The sequence below is a fragment of the Rossellomorea sp. GCM10028870 genome (assembly GCF_042666755.1).
GTDB lineage: Bacteria > Bacillota > Bacilli > Bacillales > Bacillaceae_B > Rossellomorea.
In genome coordinates this window covers 1,796,600-1,815,268 of the sequence record NZ_JBHTGN010000001.1, presented here as the reverse complement: position 1 = coordinate 1,815,268, position 18,669 = coordinate 1,796,600, and the positions used below count along the sequence as shown (strand labels likewise).

Sequence of the window (18,669 nt, the reverse complement as noted above, 5' to 3'; positions counted from 1 at the left end):
TGGAAGGGAGATTATGAATATGTCAAAAATTTTAGAAGTCAATAATCTACACGTCTCCTTCAATACGCATGGAGGAGAAGTTCAGGCTGTCCGTGGTGTAGATTTTCATTTAGATAAAGGTGAAACACTAGCGATCGTTGGTGAATCTGGTTCAGGGAAATCAGTTACTACGAAAGCTCTAATGAGATTAATTCCAAATCCTCCAGGCTTTATTAAAGGGGGGGAAATGTTATTTGAGGGTAAAGATTTAGCAAAGTTACCTGAAAAGGATATGCAGAAAATTCGCGGTAAAGACATTTCTATGATTTTCCAAGATCCAATGACGTCTCTGAACCCAACGATGACGATTGGTAAGCAAATCATGGAACCGCTTGTGAAACACCAAAATATGAGTAAAAATGATGCGAAAAAACGCGCCATCGAGTTACTTAAATTAGTAGGTCTTCCTAGTCCGGAAACACGTTTCAAGCAATATCCCCACCAGTTTTCCGGTGGTCAGCGTCAGCGTGTCGTCATCGCGATTGCTTTGGCATGTAATCCAAAGATCCTGATTGCAGATGAGCCTACAACAGCATTGGACGTAACGATTCAGGCACAAATTCTTGAGCTGATGAAAGATCTGCAAAATAAAATTGATACATCAATCATTTTCATCACACATGATCTTGGTGTTGTAGCAAATGTGGCTGACCGTGTGGCGGTTATGTATGGTGGTCAAATCGTAGAAACAGGTACTGTGGATGAAATCTTCTACGATCCACGTCACCCTTACACGTGGGGATTGATCGGTTCGATGCCTACAACAGAAACTGAAGGTGAACAAGAATTAGTTGCTATCCCCGGTACACCGCCGGATCTTTTAAATCCACCTAAAGGAGATGCTTTTGCCCTCCGCAGTGAATATGCTTTAAAAGTGGATTTTGAACAAGAGCCGCCATATTATCAGGTTTCTGATACTCACTATGTGAAGTCGTGGTTATTGCACCCTAGTGCTCCAAAAGTTGAGCCACCTGAAATCGTTAAATTAAGACAAAGACAAATGCCTTCTAATTACAAAGAGCCGGTACTTGTTGAGGGGGTTCGTTCATAATGGCAGAAAAGTTATTAGAAATTAAGAATTTAAAGCAGTACTTTAACCCTGGTAAGCCGAATATGGTTAAAGCTGTTGATGATATCAGCTTTGATATATATAAAGGTGAGACCCTTGGTCTGGTAGGGGAATCCGGATGTGGTAAATCTACGACTGGTCGTACGATTATTCGTTTGTATAATGCCACAGACGGTCAAGTTCTATTTAATGGTGAGGACGTTCACGGTAAAAAGTCACGTTCACAATTAAAGAAATTCAACCGTAAAATGCAAATGATCTTCCAGGATCCCTATGCAAGCTTGAATCCTCGTATGAAGGTAGCTGATATCATTGCAGAAGGTATCGACATTCATGGATTGGCTTCTTCTAAAGAAGAACGTTTGAAAAAGGTTCATGATTTACTTGAAACAGTTGGTTTAAATAAAGAGCACGCTGGTCGCTACCCCCATGAATTCTCAGGTGGTCAAAGACAGCGTATCGGGATTGCCCGTGCCCTTGCGGTGGATCCAGACTTCATTATTGCCGATGAGCCGATTTCCGCTCTTGACGTCTCGATCCAGGCACAGGTTGTTAACCTGATGCAGGAATTACAAAAAGAGAAGGGCTTAACGTACTTATTTATCGCCCATGATCTATCCATGGTAAAATACATCAGCGACCGTATCGGAGTGATGTACTATGGTAAATTAGTCGAATTGGCTCCAAGTGATGCGCTTTACAAAAACCCTCTTCACCCTTATACTCAGTCACTATTATCAGCGATTCCATTACCGGATCCTGAGTATGAGCGCACACGCAGAAGAAAAGAGTATAATCCTTCTGTTCACAACTATACAGAGGAAGATAATCTTGAAATGCGTGAAGTGGCACCTGGACACTTCGTATATTGCTCAGACAAAGAATTTGCGCAATATAAAGCTCAGTACAAAAACTAAAATTCTTTTTAAAAGCTCCCTTTAATGAGGGGAGCTTTTTTTATTGAATGTTTGATGTATTCTATTTGTACATGAAAATAATACAATATAATGAAGATATTTAATTTCCTTGGAAATTTCGACAGATTAGGAGTAATACCCCTTTTCTTTCAAGTTATTTCCTTGTTAGAATAGTATAAGGTGTTACATATTTTACTAGATAGCTTATTTAATAGAGGAGAGGTTTATTTTGAAATGGAGTAAGGTAGCGACATCCTTATGTTTAATCACAATGTGCGCATTGCCGTTCCAAACAGCGAGTGCTGAAGGAGACGGGGCGGCAGCCCACGAGAAGAGAAGTCTTTCTTTAAGTAAGAAAGAGATAGCAAGTCCCGCCCCAAGGTTTGCATATGATTCCGGCTTTACATTTGAATATCCTGATGCGGTGAGAGGGGTTTATGTTACAGGTCACTCTGCTGGTGGAGCGAGATTTGAAAGTTTAACGAAACTAATGGATGATACGGATCTGAATGCCATGGTTATTGATATTAAAGATGATCACGGTTATGTTACATACGAACCTGAAGAATCTTCACCATACGCTAAAGTAGGGCAACCCTATATCAAAGATCCCAAAGCAATCTTAAAGGTACTTGAAGAAAAACAGATTTACCCGATTGCCAGGGTCGTTGTATTTAAAGATACGATTTTGGCGAACGAAAAACCGGAATTATCCTTTAAAGATGGAAGTCAGGTATGGAAAAACGGCAGGGGAGAATCCTTTGTGAACCCATTTCTGAAAGAAGTATGGGACTATAATGTAGGGATAGCGATTGAAGCCGCGAAGATGGGATTCCAGGAAATCCAATTTGATTATGTTCGTTTCCCTGAAGGTTTCGAGAAGCGTGATGGTGAGCTGAAGTACGACGGAGGCGAGTATGCAAGTAATGATACCGATAACGTACAAAAACGTGTGAATGCTGTTACGGATTTTGTAGAGTATGCCCGTGAAAAGCTGAAGCCTTATGGCGTAAAGGTTTCTGTCGATATCTTCGGGTATACAGCAACTCTTCCAGAGGCACCGGGTATCGGGCAGAATTTTTCGAAAATATCTGATAATGTTGATGTGATTTCTTCGATGATTTATCCGAGTCATTGGACGCCATATTTCGGAATCGCAAAACCTGATTTACAACCTTATGAATTGGTTTCTGAGTATGCGAAGCTTGAAAAATCTAAATTAGCGGAATTGGAAAACCCGCCTATATCAAGACCGTGGCTGCAGGACTTTACCGCTTCCTGGTTAGGCAGTGGAAACTATAAAGCCTACGGGAAGGCAGAGGTTGAGGCGCAAATTAAAGCATTAAATGATCAAGGAATCAAAGAGTTCCTTTTATGGGATGCGGGGAATACGTATACAGAAGGTGTTGACTACACACCATAAGCCGCAAGCCTGCCCTGTCATTTACAGGGCAGGCTTTTCTGTTTTCATTGGTACTATGTATGATTTAAGCTTTTCGATTTGAAAAAATGCTCATCTATTGTTATGATTAATATATTGGTAAGATTAACCGCTTTCAACCACATTACCCTCTTCATAGGCGTTCAAGCCTGTGATTCCGTACTTTTATCCCACGGATAAGACTAACATCTAACATAAACATTTTTTTTCTGAGAAAAATAATTGTATCCCGTTAGTCAATGTCATCCAAAATTCTTTTAAAGGAGTAGATCCATGCATTGGTATGAAAAGTTAAATCAGTATTTCCCGGTAGAGGAAATGAAATCAAAAGAACATCTTGAGTCATTACTCAAAGAAAGAAGTGACATCTATCATAAAGATGAGGGGCCACACCACGTACTTATGTATGCGGAACTTGATGACTTTATCTTTATTGATTATCTTTTTGTCTCAAAGGATGCCCGGGGACAAGGCTTAGGTCATAAATTACTTGAGAAGTTAAAAGAAAAGAACAAAGCCATCATTTTAGAGGTAGAGCCCGTGGACTATGATGACAGCGATACGGAGAAGCGCTTGAAGTTTTACAAGCGTGAAGGCTTCGAGCATGCTGTTAGTATAGGATATGCACGTCGTTCTCTCGCTACAAACGAAATCAATGAAATGGAAATCCTTTATTGGGTTCCGAATCAAGAGTCAGAAGACCTGATCTTCAACTCTATGAAGAAAACATATGAATTAATCCATACTTATAATGACAAGAAGTTTTATGGAGCGTCATACCAGCCGGTTGAAGAAGTCTTGAAGCAAGATGAAGATCGTGATGGGGATGTACTGAAAAACCTCTAAATGTAAAAGAACCTTATTGTTCATTCGCAATAAGGTTTTCTAAATGAAAATATGGAAATGTTCTATATCATGTTTATTCTCTTTTTGAACCGGGTAAAGCGTTATTAGAAAGAGATCATATGACGTATGTTAAACCTATGTATAGGAAATTTGACAAATTAGTTAAAACTATGTTCAAGGGACAGTAATTCATGTATAATACATAATAGAGATTTCTTATTTAAACTAATTTTAATTAACAGCTTTTGTTTAAATAAAATACTCTATATAATAAAAAATCCTTAAGGGAGTGTGAATGATTCGTGGTTACATTATTCACTTCACCTAGTTGTACATCTTGTCGTAAGGCAAAAGCTTGGTTAGAAGAGCATGAAATTCCATATACAGAGCGAAACGTATTTTCTGAGCCATTAAGCATTGATGAAATCAAGGAGATCCTTCGTATGACTGAGGATGGAACAGACGAAATTATCTCAACCCGTTCTAAGACATTCCAAAAGCTTAATGTAGATTTAGAAACTTTACCACTTCAAGAACTGTTCGAGCTTATCCAGAAAAACCCTGGGCTTTTAAGACGACCAATCATATTGGATGAAAAACGTCTTCAGGTAGGATATAATGAAGATGAAATCAGACGATTCCTTCCAAGGAAGGTTCGTACGTTCCAACTTCTAGAAGCTCAAAGAATGGTAAACTAAAGGATCCTTTCTTTCTCACGCATTCTTTATGTATGAGAATATATAAGTAAAAGGGGCTGACCCTTTAAGGAACGTTGCGTATCCTTTGGGGTCAACCCCTTTTATATTAGATTAAGTATTAACACTTGAATTTTCTGCAAATATTCGCTAAAATGTCAAAAACGCGTTAAATAGTGTGATTTGTGAAGAAAAAAATGGGTGTTATTTTTATTCCATTTTCAGTGTTTATATCATAAAATAGAAGTACAAGGTACAAACTAACCTAAATGTATCTTCTATCTTCACCAGCAATCGGGCTTAAAGCTCAGAGGGTGTAGTCCCTTCACTAACATCATGCAAGAAGGGAGAGGTGTTAAATGGAAATCGAACGCATTAATGAAAATACCGTCAAGTTCTATATTTCCTATGGGGATATAGAAGATCGCGGCTTTGATCGTGAGGAAATCTGGTATAATCGCGAAAGAAGTGAAGAACTCTTCTGGGAAATGATGGATGAGGTTCATCAAGAAGAAGATTTCGGTATAGAAGGACCGCTATGGATTCAAGTTCAAGCGTTAGATAAAGGGCTTGAAGTACTCGTTACAAGAGCTCAGGTTTCAAAGGATGGTCAGCGATTTGAGTTACCTATTCCAGAGGATAAACTCAAGGAACTTCCTGTAGATGAACGCATTGAAGAACTTTTGGATCAGCATTTCCAAATCAAACAAGATCAAGATGGAGAAGCAGAAGTAGCACTGGATTTCACGTTGAAATTTAATGATTTTGAAGATGCGATTTCTCTGTCCCATCGGATGAAGGATATGCCATTAGATCATCTGGAAACAAAGCTGCTTGCATTCGAAAATAAATATTTTATTTACGTCAAATTTTCAGAAGAGCACTTCTCGGAAGAAAATATCGACAATATGTTAAGTATACTGCTTGAATATGCGGATGAGTCACGAATGACCGTTCATCGCCTTGAAGAGTATGGAAAAGTAGTCATTAATGAACATGTGTTTGAGACATTAAGTGGACACTTTTCGTAAGGACAATACCGGTTTCATTTAGAAATCGGTATTTTTTTATTTATTTGTATCATTAAGCCAGTGGAAGGTGTTAGAGGTATGAAAAATACTGTGAGAGTCCTCCTATTTATTGCTGTTCTGGTGTTAAGCTATATACTTTATTTTGATCAATACCTATCAGGTATGGTGAAGTATATTAGTTTGGTTTTTACATTCTCCGTAATTGTTATCGGATTCCTTATCTTCTTTGAGAATCGTCATCCTACTCAAACATTAACATGGTTAGTCGTATTAGGTGCTTTTCCCATACTTGGTTTTATCTTTTATCTATTGTTTGGCCGTAACTACAGGAAAGAGAAAATGTATCAGAAGAAGTACATATTGGACAAGGAAACTTATAATAAATATGAGCCTGGTCCTAAGGAAATGAACGCTGATATGTTTGGCATGTTTCAGGAAAAGCACTTTCAGCTTGCTCAGCGAATAGGGAACAGTGCCATTTCTTTTTCTAGTGAAACCAAACTTTTAACCAATGGTACTGAGACATTCGGGGAAATCCTTAAGTGGTTAAAGACTGCGAAGCATCATATTCATATGGAGTATTATATTGTCCGGCATGATGATATAGGAAATCAGATTAAGGATATTCTTATTGAACGGGCGAATAATGGTGTGAAAATTCGCTTCCTTTATGATGCGGTCGGGGCTTGGCAATTATCAAAGGACTATATTGCTGAATTAAAAGATGCAGGGATAGAAGTGGTTCCGTTTGGCCCCGTAAAAATCCCAGTACTTAATAATAAGTTCAACTTTAGAAATCACCGTAAGATTATCGTTATTGATGGAAGTATTGGATTTGTTGGGGGCCTTAATATTGGCGATGAGTATTTAGGCAAGAATCCTCAGTTTGGCTTTTGGAGGGATACCCATCTATTTGTAAGGGGTGAAGCCGTACGGACGCTGCAGCTTATCTTTCTTCAAGATTGGTATTATATGACGAATGATGATTTCTTAACTCCAGGGTATTTAAGCCCGGATCCAATGGAAAATACGAACGATGGTGGAGTTCAAATGATTGCAGGAGGACCGGATAATGAATTGAGCGTTCTGAAAAATATTTTCTTCTCAATGATCACTTCTGCAAGAAAAAGTGTATGGGTAGCATCACCTTATTTCATACCGGATGAAGATATTTTCTCAGCTCTGAAAATTGCAGCCTTAAGTGGTGTGGATGTAAGACTTTTGGTGCCGCATAAACCTGATAAACGAATTGTGTTTCACGCTTCAAGGTCTTATTTTCCCGATCTTCTTGAAGCAGGAGCCCGAATTTTCGAATATCAAAAGGGCTTTATGCACAGCAAAATTGTGATTGTAGATGAAGAAATGGCTTCGATTGGTACTTCAAATATGGATATGAGAAGTTTTCATTTGAATTTTGAAGTCAATGCATTTCTTTATAAAACAGAAAGCACGAATTCACTTGTGAAAGAATATTTACATGATCTAGAGGATGCAGAAGAACTACAGTTGGAAGAGTTTCAAAAAAGACATCTTGGCTATCGCTTATTAGAATCCACTTCCCGCTTAATGTCACCTCTTTTATAAGAAGAAGCCTTCAAGTGATTTATTAACTTGAAGGTTTTTTTGCAGGAATTTCACTTTTTTTGGCGAATGATTGTAGGAGGAGGTGTTCTATGTTAACAGCTGTATTTCAAGAGAAGGTGTTGTCAACCATTCATTATTCAAGAGAGGAATTGATAAGTCTGCGAAAAAAGAGTCTTCCATTCCGCTGTCCCCACTGCTTATCCCCATTGAACCTGCGGATTGGAAAACAGAAAGTTCCACATTTTGCTCATCACCCACAGTCTCATTGTAAGATAGGAAAGCAGCATGAGTCTCCCCGACATCTACTCAGTAAGCAACTTTTATATGACAGGTTAAAATTGCATTTTAAAGAAGTAAAGGTTGAGCATTATATTAAAAATCTTCAGCAAATCGCTGATGTATATGTAAAAACAGAATCGAAAAAAATAGCCGTTGAAATCCAATGTTCCTCTATTCCCATTTCCGATATCTTCTCCAGAACACAGGGTTATCAAAGAGAAGAGATCACTCCCCTATGGATTCTCACCCAGCCAGTTAAGAAAAAAGGAAACTTGCATTTACCTTCATTTCAGCAAGCATTTATCCGATACTCGCCCCAATTACACTACTTTCTCCTCCATTTTTCTCCTGAAGAAAGAAGATTCCAATTATTTACTCATCTCATTCCTGTTTCAGCATCAGCGTTTATTAGTGCCGCTCCAGTCAGGATACCCATTGAGGAATTCACTCTTCCATTATCCATTCCACATCCTACAGTCAATCGCCCACACCTTTTAAAAAATTGGAATCAATTCCGAATGAAGTGGATCTATAATAAACTTCATTATGGTAACGCAAAAGATGATTTATTTTTACGGGAAGTTTATCGAGAAGGGGATACTTTTTTATATTTGCCTTTGTTCGTTGGTATACCGGTCTTACCTCATGGACTACAATTCAAGAATCATTCGGTCGAATGGCAATATTATATATGGAAGGATTGTATGAAGAAGGAACTCTTTTTTTCAGAGGAAAGAGTGGTTGAGGTGATAAAGAAGAGAATAGATAGAGGATATTTAGAGTTTCGTTCGCTTCCTTTAGTAGGGGTGGGGGGGCTGCTCGAGGAAATAGTGAAAAGCTATTTGACCCTGCTAGAAGACATGAAGGTTGTTAGAACGTTGGAGAATGGTGATCTTCAGCTATCGGCGCCATGGATGTGTCCAGACAATTTCCCAGGTTTCGAACGGCATCAGCATGATTTTTTTCCTAAATGGAAGCATATATTAAAAAAGGTCTAACAAAGATTGTTTTGTTGCAGGAAAATCTTAGATAAGAGAGAATGTAACTATAAGGAATTTTCTGTAGATTTCAGAATGGAGGATGTATATGTCAAAAGATACAGCTACGAAAAGTCTGCCTGGTAGAAAAGAGGTAGAGGAGAAGTTAACGTGGAGATTGGAAGATATATTTGAAAGTGATGAAGCGTGGGAAAAAGAATATAAAGAGATAAAAGAATTGACCGGCAAAGCAGACGAGTTTAAAGGAACATTAAGGGATAGTGCAGATCAGCTATATAAAGCATTTGCCTTTCAGGATGAAATTATGGAACGTATGGGTAAGGTTTATACATATTCTCATATGCGCTATGATCAGGATACAACGAATTCTTACTATCAGGGTCTCGATGACCGCGCCAAAAGTCTTTATACACAATTAGGAAGTAAATTTGCCTATTTAGTACCCGAAGTGCTATCGATTGAGGAAAGTAAGCTGCAAGGGTTTCTTGACGAAAAAGAAGATCTGAAGAAATACAAGCATGCTTTAGAGGAAATTAATCTACAGCGCCCACATGTTCTATCAGCAGAGGAAGAAGCACTGCTTGCTCAGGCTTCTGAGGTGTTCAGTGCTGCGAGCAATACGTTTGGTATGTTGAACAATGCAGACCTGGAGTTTCCAAGCATTAAAGATGAAAACGGAGAAGAAGTTGACATCACACATGGCCGTTTCATCCGTTTCCTGGAAAGCAGTGATCGGCGTGTCCGGGAAGAAGCGTTCAAGAAAGTATATGAAACATACGGGAAATTCGAAAATACCTTTGCCTCTACATTAAGTGGAGCAGTGAAGAAAGATAACTTTGTGGCAAACGTAAGACATTATGATTCAGCAAGACATGCAGCATTATCAAATAACAATATTCCTGAACAGGTGTATGATAATCTTGTTGATACTGTCAATAAAAACCTTCATTTGCTGCAGCGGTATGTGAAGCTTCGTAAAAAAGTATTAGGTTTGGATGAAGTTCATATGTATGACTTATATACGCCTCTTGTGAAAGAAGTCAAGATGGACATCAGCTATGATGAAGCACAGGATATGATTCTTGACGGCTTAAAGCCTTTGGGTGATGAATATGCCAATGTCCTGAAAGAAGGCTTTGACAATCGTTGGGTGGACGTAGTCGAGAACAAAGGAAAGAGAAGCGGGGCATATTCTTCAGGAGCATACGGAACAAATCCGTATATCCTTATGAACTGGCAGGATAATGTGAATAATCTATTTACACTTGCTCATGAGTTCGGTCATAGTGTGCACAGCTATTATACGCGGAAAGCCCAGCCTTACACCTATGGTCATTACTCCATCTTTGTTGCTGAAGTGGCCTCTACGTGTAATGAAGCACTATTGAATGATTATCTATTAAACACAATTGATGATGAGAAAAAGCGACTGTACCTCCTAAATCATTATTTAGAAGGATTCAGGGGAACCGTTTTCCGTCAAACCATGTTTGCAGAGTTTGAACACCTCATTCATAAGAAAGCCCAAGAAGGAGAAGCTCTTACATCTGAATTCTTGACGAAAGAATATTATGAATTGAATAAGAAATATTTCGGAGAAGACATTTCGATCGATGAAGAGATCGGATTGGAATGGGCTCGAATACCTCACTTCTACTACAATTACTATGTTTATCAATATGCGACTGGATTCTCTGCAGCGACAGCTCTCAGTCAGCAAATTCTTGAAGAAGGAGAGCCGGCGGTGAAACGCTACATCGACTTCCTCAAAGCTGGAAGCTCTGACTACCCGATTGAAGTCCTGAAAAAAGCAGGGGTGGACATGACAACCTCCAAGCCGGTTGAAGACGCGTGCAAGGTCTTTGAAGAAAAGTTGAATGAAATGGAAGAACTGCTGGAGAAACTTCAATAATTAGATTGGTGTAAGTATACAGTTCCAAATGAAAACCCCCAGAGCATAAGGAATTCCTTATCCTCTGGGGGTTTTTTATAGTAAAAAATATTTGCAAGTTGAAGGTCCGTCCCTCATTTCAATGATTTGAATCCCCTGAAGCGGTTGCGGTTTCCAAGGGAGTGGAAGAAGAGTAGGAGTGAGAGAAAGAGAATGGGGGATGTTATATAGATTGGAACCAGACGCATGAGTCCGAGTATGTTTATGAAGAAGCTGATCAGGATCAACAGCAGGAGGACTGCGTATTTCATTTTTAAAGCCATATCATTTCCCTCCGGTGATAAGTTGTCTTGTATCTATGTATATGAAAGAGTAGAGGGGAACATGTATGGATTTTGACAATATTGTGAAATACCATACAAACAACTTGCCAATACAAGTGGATGCGTGATATATTATCAGTGTGAAGTTGATCACAAGCAAACATATACCCCTTTGTTTGACCGTGAAAAATTTCTCCCATCCCCTTTGTTCGTATTGAAAAACCGATGTTGGAAACAACATCGGCTTTTCTTGTTTATAGGCTTATTTTAATTATACTGAAATAATTAATCGCTTATATATTTCCAGAAGGTCCCATGTTTTGCAGGGAGCCTTTTTACTTTTTGCTGAAGTGTCCATTTCTTCATTTGCTTTTCTACCTCTTCTATAGATAAATCATAGACAACGGCTATTTCCTTCGATGCGACAACACGATAATATTTCATGAATACTTCCAGTGGAGGCAAGGGCTGCTTTTCAGGTTTTGACGCAAGCATCTCTTCAATAATATGAACATAGACCTCATAAGAATACAATCCCGTGATCTTTAAACCTTCATCTTCAATATTCTCATTAAAGAAGACTAGCGTCGGAATTTCTTCCACTTCCATCTCTGACGTGATCTTGACATCGCATTGAAACGCTTTGGATGCAGAAGAGGAGTTAATATCGTTCATAAATTCATTTAGATCAAGCTTTGCTGCCTGTGCACATTCCTTTAGTACCTCAATGTTCGAGATGTCTTGTTTCTGCAGGAATAATCGTTCTTGTAAAAATCTTAAAAAGCGAATTCCCGAATGCTTTCCTTGAAGCTCTGCTGCTTTAATGGCGAATGAAGCCAGGTAAGGAGAATCAATCGGATTATCAATCCATAAGCTTCCGTCACACGACATTCCGGAGCGACTCGCTGTTTTATCCCATTGCTGAGCTAAATCTTCCTGCTTTCGTTTAGTTGCAAGGTTTAAGGAGGCGAGCTGTCCGCTTAAGATATAGCGGATACGAAAGTATTGTCCGTATTCAATGTGTAATTTCTTTAGGATTGGTTCAAGCGCCCAGCATTCCGGGCAAAGAGGGTCAACAAACATATATATTTCTAGAGGTTTCTTGTTACGTCCACATCCTTTAAGGTGATGCCAGCTATTTGTTCTAGTCAATGGCAGAGCCCTTTGGTGTTTCTGTATTTACCATATGATGGGCGGTTAATACCAGCCTGTGAAAAAAGTCATCCCTTACTGGACCCTCTAGATTGACCTCATCCATTGCCTCATGCATACAGCTTAACCAAGCCTTTGCCCGTTCCTCTGTGATGGGAAACGGAAGATGTCTTGCACGCAGCATAGGGTGACCATGCTCCTCTGTGTAAATCGCAGGACCACCTAAATATTGAGTTAGAAATTGTTTTTGTTTGCGAGCTGTCTCGGTTAAATCATCCGGAAAGATGGGTGCCAACTTGGGATGATTCGCTACTTTATTATAAAAAGCTTCAACGAGCATGGAGAGTTTCTTTTCGCCGATAAGATTATAAGGCATTTGTGGTTTCTCGACCATAAGAATGACTCCTTTTTACTTAGATTGTATGTTTATTCTAGCAAGCATTCATTTATATCTCAAACAAATCGCCTTACATCAACTTATTATTCCTAAATTAGTGTAGCCTTCTTTCTGGTGTATATCCTGATTTATTAGAGATTTGCAGGAATGGTTCAGGTGAATTTAAGAGGAGCTAGGGCTATCAGACTATAGGTCTTTGTCTTACGTCTGAATACGAAAATACAGAAGAAAAGGCTGACCAGGAGATAAAGGTCAGCCATCTTTTGGGATTTAGGTGAAATATCGATCGGTCACTTTCTTTACATAAGCAGTGGTTTCTTTAAACGGTGGGATGCCGTTATATTTGTCGACATTTCCGGGACCTGCATTGTAAGCTGCAAGAGCCAGGGGGATGTCCCCATTGTATTTATCGAGCATTTGCTTCAAGTATTTCGTTCCGGCAAAAACGTTTTCTTCCGGGTCAAAGATGTTCTTCACACCGAGCCCTCGTGCTGTAATCGGCATGAGCTGCATTAAACCTGATGCACCTGCAGGGCTGACTGCATTAGGGTTGAAGTTGGATTCTTGTTTTATTACTGCTTGAATCAGTTTTTTAGGCAGGCCAAAGTGATCGGCTGCACGAGATATCATTGCATCAATCTCTTGGGGAGCATTCCAGTTCGGTTTGTTCACAGCTGAAAGTTCACGAAGAGGTGATGAAACCGAGAAGGTTGTTTTGGTTCCAAGCGCCTCTTTAACGGAACCTAATGTTTGATTCATATTTAAGTTGTTCTGCTCAGTGTGTAGTGCTTGATTTAATAGTTGATGAAATAACTCACTGGATCGGCGAGTGTTTTGTTGAACAGAAGATACTGATCCCAAACTGTTTAGAGCTTGTAAATCCATCATCGTTTTCAACAGTTGAACATTCATGAGTATAACTCCTCTTCTGGAAAACATTTATTCATATACTATATCGGTTCATGTCAGTCCTGTTTTAATTTTTCCATGTAGAATCGCTTGATTTTATTATCGGTTTTTCGAAGCGGAATGTTTAGTTCCTTCAGTAAGTCAAGAAATATAGATTCTCCTGATTTACGCTCCTTTACTTCATACTCCAGCTCATAGTCTTCTTTTTGTAAGTAAGAGCTTTTGTCAAAGACAAGAAGTCCGTCTTTATAGTCGATTTCAGCACGGCTGGTCGAAAGCGTACCGAAATGCTGAAGGGATTGAATGGGGATTTGAAGGGAATCCAGAACATCTTTGACTTCTCCATCAGGAAATACCCCTTGGTGTAAAAGAGATACCGACTCCTCTTTCGTTAACTTCTGGTTCGTTTCTAAGAGATCGTCATTTAAAGGTGTTTTTAAGGTTAACGTATAAGTCCTGTTCTTCTCCCGAATTCTTAAGGCAGAATGATTATCCTTTAATTGATAGTACGGCGTATCAAAATAGTGATTGTCTTGAGAAATGAAATCCTCATCTTTTATATGAAAATGTGAGGTTAATCGCGTAAATTCATTTTGAGTTACTAGATTCTTGAATTCAATTTCAATTTCCTGTGCCATGAAAAGCATCCTTTCCTTGCATACTGTCCCTCTATTATCTCTTTTATAGGATTTTTTCGCAAAGATTGTTTTATATCATGGGGGCTGCTCTGGCTCTGTCAATCAGTGTGTGCTTGATGGTGAGGGTAACTGCTTCGCTTGCAGCTAGCGTTTGGCGGAGCCTCCTCAGATTAGCCGAACGGGGTCTCGGCACGACCGTTCTTCCGCAGGAGTCTACACAGTTCCCCTCACCATATATAAGAGTTTTTAGTGACAGATCTTATGCAAAAAACAATTGAAAGAAATAGTATTTCTATTATACAAGCTAAAGCCGACTATACACTTTGAAAAATGTTGTATTCTAAACGTTTATGATTTTTATATTTGTCTATAGTAAGAAACGGAAACTTAGTAAATTGATTGAAGCGGAAGGTGCTCGACCCCTGCGGGAATAGCGGGGAAGTTGAGACCCCACAGGGGATAGCCCGAGGAGGCTCAACTCACGCCCCGCGGAAAGCGAGCACCTGGAGCGGAAATCAACCACTACTCGCTTTTTCAAAAGGAACAAAGTTTACGAAAAGTCCTTTAATAAAACACAACTTCAATATTTAGATGAAATGGTTTTCTTATGTTAAAATGATACTGATTGTTTTATGGAAGGATGAAGAAAAGCATGAGGAAAATTGTTCAATTTAAACAAACAACATTTGAAAACGGTACATTATACTTACATACGGACCAAGCGGACCTGTTGCAAGGAACGACTGCAGCCGGCCAAATCATTGCAGACTCTGATCGATATGCATTCGTATACTTAGCAGAAAACGAAGAGGAATATGTTTACTTATACCTGGAAGAGTCAATCTGGGCTGAGTTGAAAAAGGCACTGCAAGATAAGGCTGCAGTCATTGCGAAAAGCGGTGATTACTCACTTGAATTGGATCGATTCAACGAAGAGCTGGACTATCTTGTAAGCAACATTGAAGGAAATGGGAACTACGGTGAAGAAATGGTTACAAAGGTAGAGAACGCATTTCTTGAAAAGTAGGCGTGTAGAGGTGAGGAGAATGAATCACTGGGAACAATTTTTAGCTCCCTACAAGCAAGCGGTTGACGAATTAAAGATTAAGCTTAAAGGGATGAGGGGAGAATATGAACTTCATAACACTCATTCTCCCATTGAATTCGTGACTGGAAGAGTCAAGCCAATTGCGAGTATTCTTGATAAAGCAAATCAAAAAGGGATTAAGCTATCAAATATTGAAATAGAAATGCAAGACATAGCCGGACTGCGGATGATGTGTCAATTCGTGGAGGATATTCATGTCGTTGTGGAAAAGCTTCGAGGGCGAAATGACTTTACTATTATAGAAGAAAGAGATTACGTGACCCACAAGAAACAAAGTGGATACCGATCCTATCATATTGTCATTGAATATCCTGTTCAAACGATTCACGGGGAAAAAAACATTTTGGTAGAAATTCAAATCCGAACTCTTTCAATGAATTTTTGGGCGACGATTGAGCACTCTTTGAATTATAAGTACAGTGGACAAATCCCGGAACAAGTCCGTCTTCGTCTTGCAGGCGCTGCTGAAGCAGCATTCAGACTGGATGAAGAAATGAGCTTGATTCGTGAAGAAATTCAGGAAGCCCAAGTCATTTTTACAAACAAAAAGGAAAAAGACCAACGGGGTAAAAGCTCTAAACCAAATCAGTAGTGACTTGAAGGGGGTAAACGAATGAAGTTCGCGATTACATCAAAAGGTGATTCGAAATCAAATACATTGATGCACAAAATGAGAACCTATCTCCAGGATTTTAATTTGACTTATGATGATGACCAACCGGATATCGTCATATCGGTTGGAGGAGATGGGACGCTGCTTTATGCATTTCACCGCTACAGATCCCGGTTAGATAAGACCGCATTTGTTGGTGTACATACAGGACATCTCGGCTTCTATGCCGATTGGGTGCCGGAAGAGATTGAGAAGCTTGTGATCGCCATTGCGAAAACACCTTATCAAATTATCGAATACCCATTATTAGAAACGATTATCCGCTACCAGCATGGGGGGAAAGAAACCCGTTACTTAGCATTGAATGAATCGACGGTCAAAAGCGTAGAAGGGACCCTTGTCATGGATGTGGAAATCAGGGGGCAGCACTTTGAACGCTTTAGAGGAGATGGACTGTGTTTATCCACACCTTCGGGCAGTACGGCGTATAACAAGGCATTAGGTGGAGCAATTATTCATCCGTCTCTTCCTGCTATTCAATTCGCTGAAATGGCATCCATCAATAATCGTGTTTTTCGTACGATCGGATCACCTTTGATATTACCTGCTCATCATACATGTATGCTTAAACCGGTGAATGGGCCTGATTTTCTGGTTACCATCGACCATCTATCTCTTCTTCATAAAGATGTAAAGAGCATTCAATATCGTGTCGCTGATGAGAAAATTCGCTTTGCCCGCTTCCGACCGTTTCCGTTCTGGAAAAGGGTGCATGATTCCTTTGTTGCGGATGAATGACTTAAGGCTGGGAAGTTTACGATGAATTTCTATACATTGAAATGGATTATCCCTGCTTCTTATGACGGGAAGCTGATGAGAGAGTTTCTAATCGATCAGCAGATTTCAAAGCGTACTCTGACTGCTGTGAAGTTTGATGGAGGAACAATAACCGTTAATGGAAAGGAAGAAAGTGTCCGATATCACCTTATAGAAGGGGATATTCTTGAGATGAGGTTCCCTGAAGAAAAAGGGAGTGAGTCATTAGTTCCGGAAGAGGTCCCATTGTCAATCATTTATGAGGATGATGATGTTCTCGTAGTAAATAAGCCATGGGGTATGAAATCCATACCGACTAAGAAAGAGCCGACTGGAAGTCTCGCCAATGCCATAGCCGGATATTATGACAGGGTCGGTATTTGTTCAACGGTTCATATCGTTACTCGATTGGATAAGGATACATCCGGGCTGGTTCTAATAGCAAAACACCGCCACGTTCATCATTTATTCAGTCTTCAGCAGAAGGGGCGGGAAATAAAGAGAACGTATGAAGCATTTGCAGAAGGCCGGCTGGACTCGGACACTGGTACGATCGAAGAGCCCATCGGCCGGAAACCGGATAGTATCATTGAAAGAGAAGTGCGCCAGGATGGCCAATATGCCCTGACTCACTATAGATTGAAAAAGCAGTTTCAGGATTTCGCTCATATTGAATTGAGATTGGAAACGGGGAGAACCCACCAGATCAGGGTGCACATGTCATTTATAGGACACCCGCTGGCAGGGGATGATTTGTATGGAGGCAGTGTGGCATTGATAGGGAGGCAGGCACTACATTGTAAAAAGCTGTCTTTTTTTCATCCCGTTAAAAAAGTATGGGTGCATTTGGAGACAGTGATGCCTCGGGATATGCGGATGTTGCTTGAAAGAAAATGAAAAAAAGAGATTCTTTTCAGTTAAACTGAAGAGAATCTCTTTTTGGTGTGTAGAGAGGGAACAAACACACCTACCAGCTCACTTATTCAAACCTCCGAAATTTCTCCTCTACAAAAGGCATACAAGATTCAACACTAACCACTTCGATTTCAGGATATCTCAAGGCAGTCAGCTTCCCGCCAAAGACCGCCCCTGTATCAATATTCGCAGTCTTATTAACGATCCGCGCTTCTTTTACCGGGGTGTGGCCATATACAATCCAGGCGTCACCTTTATAGTCCAATGCCCAATCTTTTCTGACCGGCGTACCGTCTTCGTTCTTCTCACCTGTGATGTCACCGTACAAGACAAATGTTTTCACCCTGTTATTCTGCATTCCAATCAGCTCTTCCTTGATACCTGCATGAGCAATGATCAGTTTGCCGTCATCCAACACCTGATACAAGGGGGATCGTTCATACAAGGAGATAAACATATCTCTATAGTGTTCTCTTTCACTTTGTGGAAGGGCACTTAGTTCCCCTACTGTTGTTTCGAGTCCATGGAGGATCTTTACATTGTTACCCAGGAAGTATCGGTAGAGTTTATTACAATGGTTTCCAGGAACATAGTATATTGATCCTTTTTCAAATAGATCATAGACCGTTGAAATAGTCTGAAGTGAGTGATGGCCACGGTCGGTCAAATCCCCGACACACCCAATCAACCTTCCTTGTGGATGCACGGGGAGACCGGTTGACCAATCGTAGCCTAACTTTATCGTTAATTCTTTGAATTCATTAAAACACCCATGAATGTCTCCAATTATATCTAATTTCATCGGATCCCCGCTTTCCTGTGGCATTTTTCTTTTCTTTTCACGTATTTTATGCCATATTAATGTTTCAGTCTTTCATATCGAGCGGATGTTTATTCATATTGTACCAAACGATTTTGTTTCTAAACCAATCCGTATCCAATTCATTTCATGAGAGACAATCGTCTTAAGATTTGCTAGTATTATTACGACTATATACAATTTAAGAT

General features: G+C 39.7%; 19 protein-coding genes. 13 read left to right on the top strand and 6 right to left on the bottom strand.

Annotated features, from left to right (window positions below; genetic code table 11):
* Positions 1 to 19: 19 nt before the first annotated feature.
* From ACFQWC_RS09345 to pepF, 9 genes are all read left to right on the top strand, one after another.
* Positions 20 to 1,090, top strand: a complete 1,071-nt coding sequence (locus tag ACFQWC_RS09345; RefSeq protein ID WP_377106969.1) for an ABC transporter ATP-binding protein — start codon at positions 20 to 22, stop codon at positions 1,088 to 1,090.
* Positions 1,090 to 2,025: an ABC transporter ATP-binding protein gene (locus ACFQWC_RS09340; RefSeq protein WP_299740261.1), complete on the top strand. Its 936-nt coding sequence runs from the start codon at positions 1,090 to 1,092 to the stop codon at positions 2,023 to 2,025. The genes ACFQWC_RS09345 and ACFQWC_RS09340 overlap by 1 nt, the downstream gene beginning before the upstream one ends.
* A 226-nt stretch (positions 2,026 to 2,251) precedes the next feature.
* A complete protein-coding gene (locus ACFQWC_RS09335; protein WP_377107272.1) occupies positions 2,252 to 3,448 on the top strand; it encodes a putative glycoside hydrolase in 1,197 nt (398 codons plus the stop codon).
* 291 nt (positions 3,449 to 3,739) lie between these two features.
* On the top strand, positions 3,740 to 4,312 hold the full coding sequence (locus tag ACFQWC_RS09330) for a GNAT family N-acetyltransferase (RefSeq protein WP_299740263.1): 573 nt from the start codon (positions 3,740 to 3,742) through the stop codon (positions 4,310 to 4,312).
* Between the two features lie 302 nt (positions 4,313 to 4,614).
* Positions 4,615 to 5,010, top strand: a complete 396-nt coding sequence (gene spxA, locus ACFQWC_RS09325; protein WP_032089161.1) for a transcriptional regulator SpxA — start codon at positions 4,615 to 4,617, stop codon at positions 5,008 to 5,010.
* Between the two features lie 356 nt (positions 5,011 to 5,366).
* Positions 5,367 to 6,038 (top strand): adaptor protein MecA, encoded by a 672-nt coding sequence (gene mecA, locus ACFQWC_RS09320; RefSeq protein ID WP_299740275.1) that lies wholly within the window; start codon positions 5,367 to 5,369, stop codon positions 6,036 to 6,038.
* A gap of 78 nt (positions 6,039 to 6,116) precedes the next feature.
* Positions 6,117 to 7,622, top strand: coding sequence for a cardiolipin synthase (gene cls / locus ACFQWC_RS09315; protein WP_299740277.1), 1,506 nt, complete (start codon positions 6,117 to 6,119; stop codon positions 7,620 to 7,622).
* Between the two features lie 89 nt (positions 7,623 to 7,711).
* The gene (locus tag ACFQWC_RS09310; RefSeq protein ID WP_299740279.1) at positions 7,712 to 8,899 is read left to right on the top strand and encodes a competence protein CoiA; all 1,188 of its coding nucleotides are present in this window, start codon (positions 7,712 to 7,714) and stop codon (positions 8,897 to 8,899) included.
* A gap of 88 nt (positions 8,900 to 8,987) precedes the next feature.
* Complete coding sequence (gene pepF, locus ACFQWC_RS09305) at positions 8,988 to 10,811, top strand: oligoendopeptidase F (RefSeq protein ID WP_377106965.1); 1,824 nt, start codon at positions 8,988 to 8,990, stop codon at positions 10,809 to 10,811.
* A gap of 113 nt (positions 10,812 to 10,924) precedes the next feature.
* Here pepF and ACFQWC_RS09300 read toward each other — a convergent pair whose 3' ends face one another.
* The 5 genes from ACFQWC_RS09300 to ACFQWC_RS09280 form a co-directional block, all read right to left on the bottom strand.
* Positions 10,925 to 11,113, bottom strand: a complete 189-nt coding sequence (locus tag ACFQWC_RS09300) for a hypothetical protein (RefSeq protein WP_299740282.1) — start codon at positions 11,111 to 11,113, stop codon at positions 10,925 to 10,927.
* Positions 11,114 to 11,398: 285 nt separating this feature from the next.
* Complete coding sequence (locus ACFQWC_RS09295; protein WP_341357806.1) at positions 11,399 to 12,265, bottom strand: ClpXP adapter SpxH family protein; 867 nt, start codon at positions 12,263 to 12,265, stop codon at positions 11,399 to 11,401.
* Positions 12,258 to 12,659 carry a globin domain-containing protein gene (locus ACFQWC_RS09290; RefSeq protein ID WP_341357807.1) on the bottom strand — a complete coding sequence of 134 codons (402 nt, stop codon included), beginning with the start codon at positions 12,657 to 12,659 and terminating at the stop codon, positions 12,258 to 12,260. Before ACFQWC_RS09290 ends, ACFQWC_RS09295 begins: the two co-directional genes overlap by 8 nt.
* Positions 12,660 to 12,932: 273 nt before the next feature.
* Positions 12,933 to 13,574: a lytic transglycosylase domain-containing protein gene (locus ACFQWC_RS09285; RefSeq protein ID WP_377106962.1), complete on the bottom strand. Its 642-nt coding sequence runs from the start codon at positions 13,572 to 13,574 to the stop codon at positions 12,933 to 12,935.
* A gap of 53 nt (positions 13,575 to 13,627) precedes the next feature.
* Entirely contained in the window at positions 13,628 to 14,209 is a 582-nt protein-coding gene (locus ACFQWC_RS09280; protein ID WP_341357809.1) for a CYTH domain-containing protein, read from the bottom strand.
* 652 nt (positions 14,210 to 14,861) lie between these two features.
* Here ACFQWC_RS09280 and ACFQWC_RS09275 point away from each other — a divergent pair.
* From ACFQWC_RS09275 to ACFQWC_RS09260, 4 genes are read left to right on the top strand one after another with little or no spacing between them, the layout of a single operon-like run.
* Positions 14,862 to 15,236: a UPF0738 family protein gene (locus ACFQWC_RS09275; protein WP_299740291.1), complete on the top strand. Its 375-nt coding sequence runs from the start codon at positions 14,862 to 14,864 to the stop codon at positions 15,234 to 15,236.
* A gap of 19 nt (positions 15,237 to 15,255) precedes the next feature.
* Positions 15,256 to 15,909 carry a GTP diphosphokinase gene (gene yjbM, locus ACFQWC_RS09270; protein ID WP_299740294.1) on the top strand — a complete coding sequence of 218 codons (654 nt, stop codon included), beginning with the start codon at positions 15,256 to 15,258 and terminating at the stop codon, positions 15,907 to 15,909.
* A gap of 21 nt (positions 15,910 to 15,930) precedes the next feature.
* Positions 15,931 to 16,728 (top strand): NAD kinase, encoded by a 798-nt coding sequence (locus tag ACFQWC_RS09265; RefSeq protein ID WP_034763479.1) that lies wholly within the window; start codon positions 15,931 to 15,933, stop codon positions 16,726 to 16,728.
* A 21-nt stretch (positions 16,729 to 16,749) separates the two neighbouring features.
* The gene (locus ACFQWC_RS09260; protein WP_299740299.1) at positions 16,750 to 17,643 is read left to right on the top strand and encodes an RluA family pseudouridine synthase; all 894 of its coding nucleotides are present in this window, start codon (positions 16,750 to 16,752) and stop codon (positions 17,641 to 17,643) included.
* An 82-nt stretch (positions 17,644 to 17,725) separates the two neighbouring features.
* Here ACFQWC_RS09260 and prpE read toward each other — a convergent pair whose 3' ends face one another.
* A complete protein-coding gene (prpE, locus tag ACFQWC_RS09255; protein WP_299740301.1) occupies positions 17,726 to 18,463 on the bottom strand; it encodes a bis(5'-nucleosyl)-tetraphosphatase PrpE in 738 nt (245 codons plus the stop codon).
* Positions 18,464 to 18,669 lie beyond the last annotated feature (206 nt).

Excerpts from the sequence above, each read along its gene's own strand:
- ACFQWC_RS09345 (WP_377106969.1), top strand. The coding sequence starts at position 20 with ATGTCAAAAATTTTAGAAGTCAATAATCTACACGTCTCCTTCAATACG.
- ACFQWC_RS09340 (WP_299740261.1), top strand. The coding sequence starts at position 1,090 with ATGGCAGAAAAGTTATTAGAAATTAAGAATTTAAAGCAGTACTTTAAC.
- ACFQWC_RS09330 (WP_299740263.1), top strand. The coding sequence starts at position 3,740 with ATGCATTGGTATGAAAAGTTAAATCAGTATTTCCCGGTAGAGGAAATG.
- mecA (WP_299740275.1), top strand. The coding sequence starts at position 5,367 with ATGGAAATCGAACGCATTAATGAAAATACCGTCAAGTTCTATATTTCC.
- cls (WP_299740277.1), top strand. The coding sequence starts at position 6,117 with ATGAAAAATACTGTGAGAGTCCTCCTATTTATTGCTGTTCTGGTGTTA.
- ACFQWC_RS09310 (WP_299740279.1), top strand. The coding sequence starts at position 7,712 with ATGTTAACAGCTGTATTTCAAGAGAAGGTGTTGTCAACCATTCATTAT.
- pepF (WP_377106965.1), top strand. The coding sequence starts at position 8,988 with ATGTCAAAAGATACAGCTACGAAAAGTCTGCCTGGTAGAAAAGAGGTA.
- ACFQWC_RS09300 (WP_299740282.1), bottom strand. The coding sequence starts at position 11,113 with ATGGCTTTAAAAATGAAATACGCAGTCCTCCTGCTGTTGATCCTGATC.
- ACFQWC_RS09290 (WP_341357807.1), bottom strand. The coding sequence starts at position 12,659 with ATGGTCGAGAAACCACAAATGCCTTATAATCTTATCGGCGAAAAGAAA.
- ACFQWC_RS09285 (WP_377106962.1), bottom strand. The coding sequence starts at position 13,574 with ATGAATGTTCAACTGTTGAAAACGATGATGGATTTACAAGCTCTAAAC.
- ACFQWC_RS09280 (WP_341357809.1), bottom strand. The coding sequence starts at position 14,209 with ATGGCACAGGAAATTGAAATTGAATTCAAGAATCTAGTAACTCAAAAT.
- ACFQWC_RS09275 (WP_299740291.1), top strand. The coding sequence starts at position 14,862 with ATGAGGAAAATTGTTCAATTTAAACAAACAACATTTGAAAACGGTACA.
- yjbM (WP_299740294.1), top strand. The coding sequence starts at position 15,256 with ATGAATCACTGGGAACAATTTTTAGCTCCCTACAAGCAAGCGGTTGAC.
- ACFQWC_RS09265 (WP_034763479.1), top strand. The coding sequence starts at position 15,931 with ATGAAGTTCGCGATTACATCAAAAGGTGATTCGAAATCAAATACATTG.
- ACFQWC_RS09260 (WP_299740299.1), top strand. The coding sequence starts at position 16,750 with ATGAATTTCTATACATTGAAATGGATTATCCCTGCTTCTTATGACGGG.
- prpE (WP_299740301.1), bottom strand. The coding sequence starts at position 18,463 with ATGAAATTAGATATAATTGGAGACATTCATGGGTGTTTTAATGAATTC.